We start from the raw sequence: 7,099 nt of genomic DNA, 5'->3' as shown, positions 1-7,099 counted from the left end.
GGCGCCGGGGCGGGCCCCCCCCCCCCCCCGGGGCGCGCCCCCGCCGCGTTCATGGGGCGGGCGGGTTCACGGAGTGAGCGTGATCGGGTGGCCGTCCCGGGCGGAGTGCAGGGCGAGCGCCTCGACCGGGCAGTACTCGACCGCCTCGGCGAGCTGCTCCGTCAGCGGTTCCCCGGTGGCGTCCGGGCCGCCCGGACGGGGAGCCCGGACCGGCCGGGCCAGTCCGTCGTCGCCGAGCACCAGCGAGTCCGGCGCCGTGAGCGCGCACATGCCCGAGCCGATGCACCGCGCCCGGTCGACCCGGACCACGACGGTGTCCGCGTCCACGGGCGTCGCCGGCGGCCGGCCCGGCCGGGCGGCCGGATCCGCGGTCACCAGACGACCTGGAGGGTGTGCGGGCTGCGGGTGAGCAGGCCGCGCCGCCACTCGATGGCGTCGGCCGGGGCGGCCGGCCGCAGCGAGGGGAGCCGGCGGGCCAGCCGGTGCAGCGCGAGCTCCAGTTCCATCCGGGCCAGCCAGGCGCCCAGGCAGTGGTGCGGCCCGGCGCCGAACGTGAACATCGGCGCGCCCAGCGGGGCGAACAGCTCGGTCCGCAGGTCGCCGGTGAAGACCTCCGGGTCCTGGTTGGCGGCGTCGGCGTCGGCCGCGACCACGCTGCCGGCCGGGATGACCACGCCGCCGACCTCCACGTCCTCCAGGGCGCGCCGCAGCAGGCCGGGGAGGTGGTCCTTGTCGCCGAGCGGGACGGACCGCAGCAGCTGTTCGGTGGCGGTGGCCGCGCTCTGTTCGTCGGAGGCGAGCCGCCGCCAGGCCTCGCGGCCGTCGCCGAGCAGGTAGACCAGGGCGTTGCCGAGGGTGGTCATGGTGGTCTCGTGCCCGGCGACCACCAGGCCGATCACCAGCGAGACGAGCTGCTCCTCGGTGATGTCGCCGCTCTCCGCGGCCGCCGCGAGCAGGCCGCTGACCAGGTCGTCCCCGGGGGCGGCGCGGCGCTCGGCGATCAGTTCCGCGCCGAAGGCGGAGAACTCGGCGATCGCCGCCCGGATCGCCGTGGCGGAGTACGCGGTGGTGGACAGCGCGTGGTCGCTCCAGTGCGCGAGCCGCTTGCCGTCCAGGCCGTCCAGCCCCATCAGGCGGCTGATCACCGCGACCGGCAGCGGACGGGTGTAGGCGGCGACGATGTCGGCGGGGGAGCCCTGGTCGATCAGCTCGTCCAGCAGGCCCTCGACCACCGAGGCCACCCAGGGCCGCCACCGGGCGATGGCGCGCGGGGTGAACGCCCGCTGCACGGTGCGGCGCAGCCGCTGGTGCTCGGTGCCGTCGATGTTGAGCATGCTCTGCGGGTCGTCCAGGAGGTTGGGGACGACCGAGAGCGGCGGCGCGTCGGGGGCGTGGAGCGGGGCGCGGCCCAGCCGCGGGTCGGTGAGCACCTGGCGGACGTCGGCGTGGCGGGTGACCAGCCAGACCGGGGTGCCGGTGGGGAGCGTGCCGAGCCGCGGCGGTCCCGCGGAGAGGCGGCGCAGGCAGTGCAGCGGGGGCAGCACGGCCGCGGTCGCGTGGGCGTCGGTAGGGGTGGCGGTGCCGGTCCCGGCACGGGTGGCACTGTTCTCGGCGGACATCCGTACTCCAGACTCCAGAGCGGGGGGCGGCGCGGCGGCGGCCCGGCGGGGGTGGATCCGGGAAGGTGCGCGGGGACGGGTCAGGCCGGTTCGGACCGGGTCGGTCCGGACGAGGGCGGGCAGGGCGGGGTCGGGTGCGGCGCGGGCGGGACGGATGGGTCGGACGGGTCGTCGGGTTCGGTACGACCGTACGTGGGCGCGGCGCCACAGTCAGCGACGATTCCAGCCAACGCCGGGTGTCCGGAACGGCTCTGACGGACGTTCGGTGCGCCCGGCTCGCCCGGGTCGCGCCCGGCGGTGGTGAGCCGGATCACCGGGGCCGTCGACGGCCGTTCGCCGGGCGCGGGCGGGCGCGGGCGATACGCTTCGTGGGCAAGTCGTTTGAGCAGGTCACACCGGTGCAGAGCCGCACCGGACGACGGAGGTGGATCGGATGGCCCAGCAGGTCAAGGCAGTCATCGCGCGTACGAAGGGCGCGCCCGTGGAGGTGACGACGATCGTCGTGCCCGACCCGGGGCCGGGCGAGGCGGTGGTCCGGATCCAGGCCTGCGGCGTCTGCCACACCGACCTCCACTACCGCGAGGGCGGCATCAACGACGAGTTCCCGTTCCTGCTGGGCCACGAGGCGGCGGGGATCGTGGAGTCGGTCGGCGCGGGCGTGACCGAGGTCGCGCCCGGTGACTTCGTGGTCCTCAACTGGCGCGCGGTCTGCGGGCAGTGCCGGGCCTGCAAGCGCGGGCGGCCGCAGTACTGCTTCGCCACCCACAACGCCGAGCAGAAGATGACCCTGCTGGACGGCACCGAGCTGTCGCCGGCCCTGGGCATCGGCGCGTTCGCGGAGAAGACCCTGGTCGCGGCCGGCCAGTGCACCAAGGTCGACCCGGCGGCCGAGCCGGCCGTCGCGGGGCTGCTGGGCTGCGGTGTGATGGCGGGCATCGGTGCCGCGATCAACACCGGCAACGTCGGCCGGGGCGACTCGGTCGCGGTGATCGGCTGCGGCGGTGTCGGCGGCGCGGCCGTCCTGGGCTCGCGGCTGGCGGGCGCGGCGAAGATCATCGCGGTGGACATCGACGACCGCAAGCTCGCCACCGCGCAGAAGCTCGGCGCCACCCACACCGTCAACTCCCGCACCACCGACCCGGTCGAGGCGATCCGGGCGCTGACCGACGGCAACGGCGCGGACGTGGTGGTGGAGGCGGTCGGCCGCCCGGAGACGTACACCCAGGCGTTCTACGCCCGCGACCTGGCCGGCACCGTCGTCCTGGTCGGTGTGCCGACGCCGGAGATGAAGCTGGAGCTGCCGCTGCTGGACGTGTTCGGCCGCGGCGGCGCACTGAAGTCCTCCTGGTACGGCGACTGCCTGCCCTCGCGCGACTTCCCGATGCTGATCGACCTCTACCTCCAGGGCCGCCTGGACCTCGGCACGTTCGTCACCGAGACGATCGAACTCGACGCCGTGGAGCAGGCCTTCGCCCGCATGCACGAGGGCGACGTGCTCCGCTCGGTGGTGGTCCTGTGAGCGCCGCACCGGCCCCGGGGCCGCGGATCGACCGGCTGGTCACCGCGGGCACCTTCGAACTCGACGGCGGCAGCTGGGAGGTGGAGAACAACGTCTGGATCGTCGGTGACGACGAGGAGGCGGTGGTGATCGACGCGGCCCACGACGCCGAGGCCATCGAGGCGGCACTCGGCGGGCGCCGGCTGCTGGCGATCGTCTCCACCCACGCGCACAACGACCACATCGACGCGGCCCCCGCCCTCGCCGCCCGGACCGGCGCGCCGATCCTGCTGCACCCGGACGACCTGCCGCTCTGGAAGCTCACCCACCCGGCGCGGCTGCCGGACGGCGAACTCGCCGACGGGCAGCGGATCGAGGTGGCGGGCACCGCGCTGACCGTGCTGCACACCCCCGGCCACGCGCCGGGTGCGGTCTGCCTCTACGCGCCGGACCTCGGCACGGTCTTCACCGGCGACACCCTCTTCCAGGGCGGCCCGGGTGCCACCGGCCGGTCGTTCTCGCACTTCCCGACCATCATCGACTCGATCCGCGACCGGCTGCTGTCGCTCCCGGCCGAGACGGTGGTCCGCACCGGGCACGGCGACCCGACCACCATCGGGGCCGAGGCCCCGGCCCTGCCCGAGTGGATCGCCCGCGGTCACTGACCCCGCCGCCGCTCGGCCGGACGCCCGCCCTGGTGCCCTCGCACCGGGGCGGGCGTCGTACGATCGCGGGCATGGCCCATGATCCGCGCGAGCTCGACGAAGCGTTCCTTGCCTTCTGGCGGGAGCGCCACATCTCCACGCTGACCACGCAGCGGCCGGACGGGTCGCCGCACGTGGTGCCGGTGGGCGTGACCTACCAGCCGGAGACCGGGACGGCCCGGGTGATCAGCAGCCGGACCAGCCGCAAGGTGCGCAACGTCCTGGCGGCCGGACCGGCCGGGCTCCGGGTGGCCGTCTGCCAGGTGGACCGGGCCCGCTGGTCGACCATGGAGGGCGTGGCCGTGGTGCGGGACGAGCCGGAGGCGGTGGCCGACGCGGTGCGGCGGTACACCGAGCGCTACCGCGAGCCGCGGGTGAACCCGGACCGGGTGGTCATCGAGATCACGGTCGACCGGGTGCTGGGCCGGGCCTGAGCGGCGCGCCGGCCTGGGCCCGAACCGCGCGCGGGCCCGGGCCTGAGCGGCAGGCCGGGCCTCCCACCGCCCGCCGCCCCGCGGCCGGATTCATGCCGCCGCCACTCCCGTGCAACACCCCGCTGCCAGCATCGACCGCATGCTCTCCCTGGTCGCAGCTCCCGCGTTCGGCCGCGCAGCGCCGCCCGCCGAGGGCGGGGCGGCCGGCGCCGTCCTCCGCGCCGTCCTGGCCGGCGGCCCGCTGACCCGCGCCGCCCTCGGGCGGGCCATCGGGCTCAGCCCGGCCGCCGTCTCCCGGCACACCGCCGAACTGATCGCGCTCGGCCTGCTGCGCGAGCTGCCGCCCGAGGGGCCGCCGCGGGCCGGCCGTCCGCAACTGCCCCTCGACATCGACACCCGCGGCCACCTGGCGCTCGGCGTCCACATCGGCGTGCCCTGGCTGACCTTCGCGCTGCTCGACCTGCGCGGCCGGGTCGTCGCCCATGAACGCCTGCCCCGGCAGGGCGACGCGGCGGACGTGCTGCGCGCCGTGCGCGAGCACCTGCCGGGGTTCGTCCGCCGGTGGTCGGGAGGACGGTCGCTGCTCGGGCTCGGGGTGGTCACCGGCGGCTGGGTGGACTCCGAACGCGGCACCGTGGTGGAGCACGGACCGCTCGGCTGGCAGGACGTCCCGGTCCGGGACGTGCTCGCGGGCGTGACCAGGCTGCCCGTCCACCTGGACAGCCACGCCCGGGCGCTCGCCCAGGCCGAGCTGCTGTTCGGCGCGGGCGCCGGCGCCACCGAACTCGTCCACCTGTTCGTCGGCAACGTGGTCGACGCCGCGATCGCCACCGGTGGCGGGGTGCTGCGCGGCCGCCGCTCCCGGGCCGGGGACATCGGACACCTCCCGGTGCCGGGCTCGGCCGAGCCCTGCCCGTGCGGGCGGACCGGCTGCCTCCAGGCCGCCGTGTCCGAGCGGACCCTGGCCCGCCGGGCGTACCGGGACGGCGTCCTGCCGGTACCGGACTTCGACCGGCTGCTGGCCCTGGCCGGCGCGGGCGAACCGGCCGCGCTGCGGCTGTTCGAGGAGCGGCTGCGGCTGGTCGCCCCCGCGGCCGAACTGCTGCTGAACGTGCTCAACCCGGAGGTCCTGGTGGTCACCGAGGCCGGGCTCGCGGTGGCGCCGCAGCTGGCCGACCACCTGCACGAACGGATCGCCGGGCACGGGCGGATGGCCGGGCACGGGCGGATCGCCGGGCACGCCCGGCCCGAGGCCGTGCGGCCGGTGACGGCCGGCTCCTTCGGAACGGACGCGCTCGCCGTCGCGGCCTGCGCGGGGGTGCTGGACAGCGCCTACCGGCGGCCGATGGAGCTGCGCACCGCGCCGCTCGGTGCGGCGGTGGCGGGGAGGTCAACGGGGCATTAATTCCGCCCGCCGACGAATCGTTGTCCCCGCACGGGGCGGCCGGGAGGATGCCGGTATCCCCTTCCCACTCCCGAACTCCGGAGGCGATCCGGCATGCCTTCTGCCGAGCGGCAGTTGCACTTCAACCTCTTCCTGATGGGCGTCGGCCACCACGAGGCCGCCTGGCGCCACCCGCGCACCGACCCGGCCCGGGCCGGCGACCTCGCGCACTACCAGGGCCTCGCCCGGGCCGCCGAGGCGGCCGCCTTCGACTCGGTCTTCCTCGCCGACGGCGTCGAGGCCCGCACCGACGGCGGCTGGGGCCTGGTCGGCCACTTCGAGCCGCTCACCCTGCTCAGCGCGCTCGCCACGGCGACCGAGCGGATCGGCCTGATCGGCACCGTCTCCACCGGGTTCACCGAACCGTACAACCTGGCCCGGCAGTTCGCCTCGCTCGACCACCTCAGCGGGGGCCGGGCCGGCTGGAACATCGTCACCTCGGCCGGCGACCGCGCCGCGCAGAACTTCGGCCGGGACGCCAACCAGGAGCACGCCGTCCGCTACCAGCGGGCCGACGAGTACCTCCGGGTGGCCACCGCGCTCTGGGACAGCTGGGAGGACGACGCTCTCCCGCTCGACCGGGAGAGCGGCCGGTACGCCGACCCGGCCAAGGTGCACGAGATCAACCACGCCGGCCCGCACTTCCGGGTGCGCGGCCCGCTCAACATCCCGCGCAGCCCGCAGGGCCACCCGCTGCTGGTGCAGGCCGGCTCCTCGGACGCCGGTCGGGCCTTCGCCGCGCGCTGGGCCGAGGCGGTGTTCACCGCGCAGCAGACGCTCGCCGACGGGCAGGCCTTCTACGCCGGCCTCAAGCGGCAGGCGGCCGCGCACGGGCGGGACGTCCGGGTGCTGCCGGGCGTCGTCCCGGTGCTCGGCTCGACCGAGGAGGAGGCCCGGCGGCTCGACCGGGAGCTGGACGGACTGATCAGTCCGGAGCGCTCGGTCGGGGTGCTGTCCTCGGTGCTCGGCGTCGACCTGAGCGGCCACCCGCTGGACGCGCCGCTGCCCCCGCTGCCGCCGATCGCCGAGATCAACGGGGCGAAGAGCCGCTTCGCGCTGATCCGCGACCTCGCCGAGCGCGAGCGGCTGACGCTCCGTCAACTCATCGGCCGGCTCGGCGGCGGACGCGGCCACCAGGTCGTGGTCGGCACGCCCGAGCACGTCGCCGACCACATCGAGACCTGGTTCACCCGGGGCGCGGCCGACGGCTTCAACATCATGCCGCCGGTCCTGCCCGGCGGGTTCACCGACTTCACCGAGCAGGTGCTGCCGCTGCTGCGCAAGCGGGGCCTCTTCCGGGAGCGGTACACCGGCCGGACGCTGCGCGAGCACTACGGCCTCCCGCGGCCGGCCGGCGCCCGGCGGTAGTCCGGCCGGCGGCCGCGGCACGGCGTGCGACG

General features: G+C 76.1%; 7 protein-coding genes. 5 read left to right on the top strand and 2 right to left on the bottom strand.

Annotated elements, in window-relative coordinates; all coding sequences use genetic code 11:
- Positions 1–66 precede the first annotated feature (66 nt).
- A complete protein-coding gene (locus ABZ885_RS32370; RefSeq protein ID WP_360196577.1) occupies positions 67–375 on the bottom strand; it encodes a ferredoxin in 309 nt (102 codons plus the stop codon).
- Positions 372–1,619 (bottom strand): cytochrome P450, encoded by a 1,248-nt coding sequence (locus ABZ885_RS32365; protein ID WP_360196574.1) that lies wholly within the window; start codon positions 1,617–1,619, stop codon positions 372–374. Before ABZ885_RS32365 ends, ABZ885_RS32370 begins: the two co-directional genes overlap by 4 nt.
- A 433-nt stretch (positions 1,620–2,052) precedes the next feature.
- Here ABZ885_RS32365 and ABZ885_RS32360 point away from each other — a divergent pair, with 433 nt between their 5' ends.
- From ABZ885_RS32360 to ABZ885_RS32340, 5 genes are all read left to right on the top strand, one after another.
- The gene (locus tag ABZ885_RS32360) at positions 2,053–3,138 is read left to right on the top strand and encodes an S-(hydroxymethyl)mycothiol dehydrogenase (protein WP_360196572.1); all 1,086 of its coding nucleotides are present in this window, start codon (positions 2,053–2,055) and stop codon (positions 3,136–3,138) included.
- On the top strand, positions 3,135–3,782 hold the full coding sequence (locus ABZ885_RS32355) for an MBL fold metallo-hydrolase (protein WP_360196569.1): 648 nt from the start codon (positions 3,135–3,137) through the stop codon (positions 3,780–3,782). Before ABZ885_RS32360 ends, ABZ885_RS32355 begins: the two co-directional genes overlap by 4 nt.
- A gap of 71 nt (positions 3,783–3,853) precedes the next feature.
- Positions 3,854–4,255 carry a TIGR03618 family F420-dependent PPOX class oxidoreductase gene (locus ABZ885_RS32350; RefSeq protein WP_360196566.1) on the top strand — a complete coding sequence of 134 codons (402 nt, stop codon included), beginning with the start codon at positions 3,854–3,856 and terminating at the stop codon, positions 4,253–4,255.
- Positions 4,256–4,394: 139 nt separating this feature from the next.
- Positions 4,395–5,660 (top strand): ROK family transcriptional regulator, encoded by a 1,266-nt coding sequence (locus ABZ885_RS32345; protein WP_360196564.1) that lies wholly within the window; start codon positions 4,395–4,397, stop codon positions 5,658–5,660.
- A 93-nt stretch (positions 5,661–5,753) separates the two neighbouring features.
- Positions 5,754–7,067: an LLM class flavin-dependent oxidoreductase gene (locus ABZ885_RS32340; RefSeq protein ID WP_360196561.1), complete on the top strand. Its 1,314-nt coding sequence runs from the start codon at positions 5,754–5,756 to the stop codon at positions 7,065–7,067.
- Positions 7,068–7,099: the final 32 nt, after the last annotated feature.

Origin of the sequence: Kitasatospora sp. NPDC047058, assembly GCF_040643935.1 — a bacterium.
Classification (GTDB): Bacteria; Actinomycetota; Actinomycetes; order Streptomycetales; family Streptomycetaceae; genus Kitasatospora.
The sequence above is the reverse complement of the archived record's forward strand: the minus strand, read 5'-3'. Positions and strand labels throughout refer to the sequence as shown.

Excerpts from the sequence above, each read along its gene's own strand:
- ABZ885_RS32340 (WP_360196561.1), top strand. The coding sequence starts at position 5,754 with ATGCCTTCTGCCGAGCGGCAGTTGCACTTCAACCTCTTCCTGATGGGC.
- ABZ885_RS32350 (WP_360196566.1), top strand. The coding sequence starts at position 3,854 with ATGGCCCATGATCCGCGCGAGCTCGACGAAGCGTTCCTTGCCTTCTGG.
- ABZ885_RS32345 (WP_360196564.1), top strand. The coding sequence starts at position 4,395 with ATGCTCTCCCTGGTCGCAGCTCCCGCGTTCGGCCGCGCAGCGCCGCCC.
- ABZ885_RS32365 (WP_360196574.1), bottom strand. The coding sequence starts at position 1,619 with ATGTCCGCCGAGAACAGTGCCACCCGTGCCGGGACCGGCACCGCCACC.
- ABZ885_RS32360 (WP_360196572.1), top strand. The coding sequence starts at position 2,053 with ATGGCCCAGCAGGTCAAGGCAGTCATCGCGCGTACGAAGGGCGCGCCC.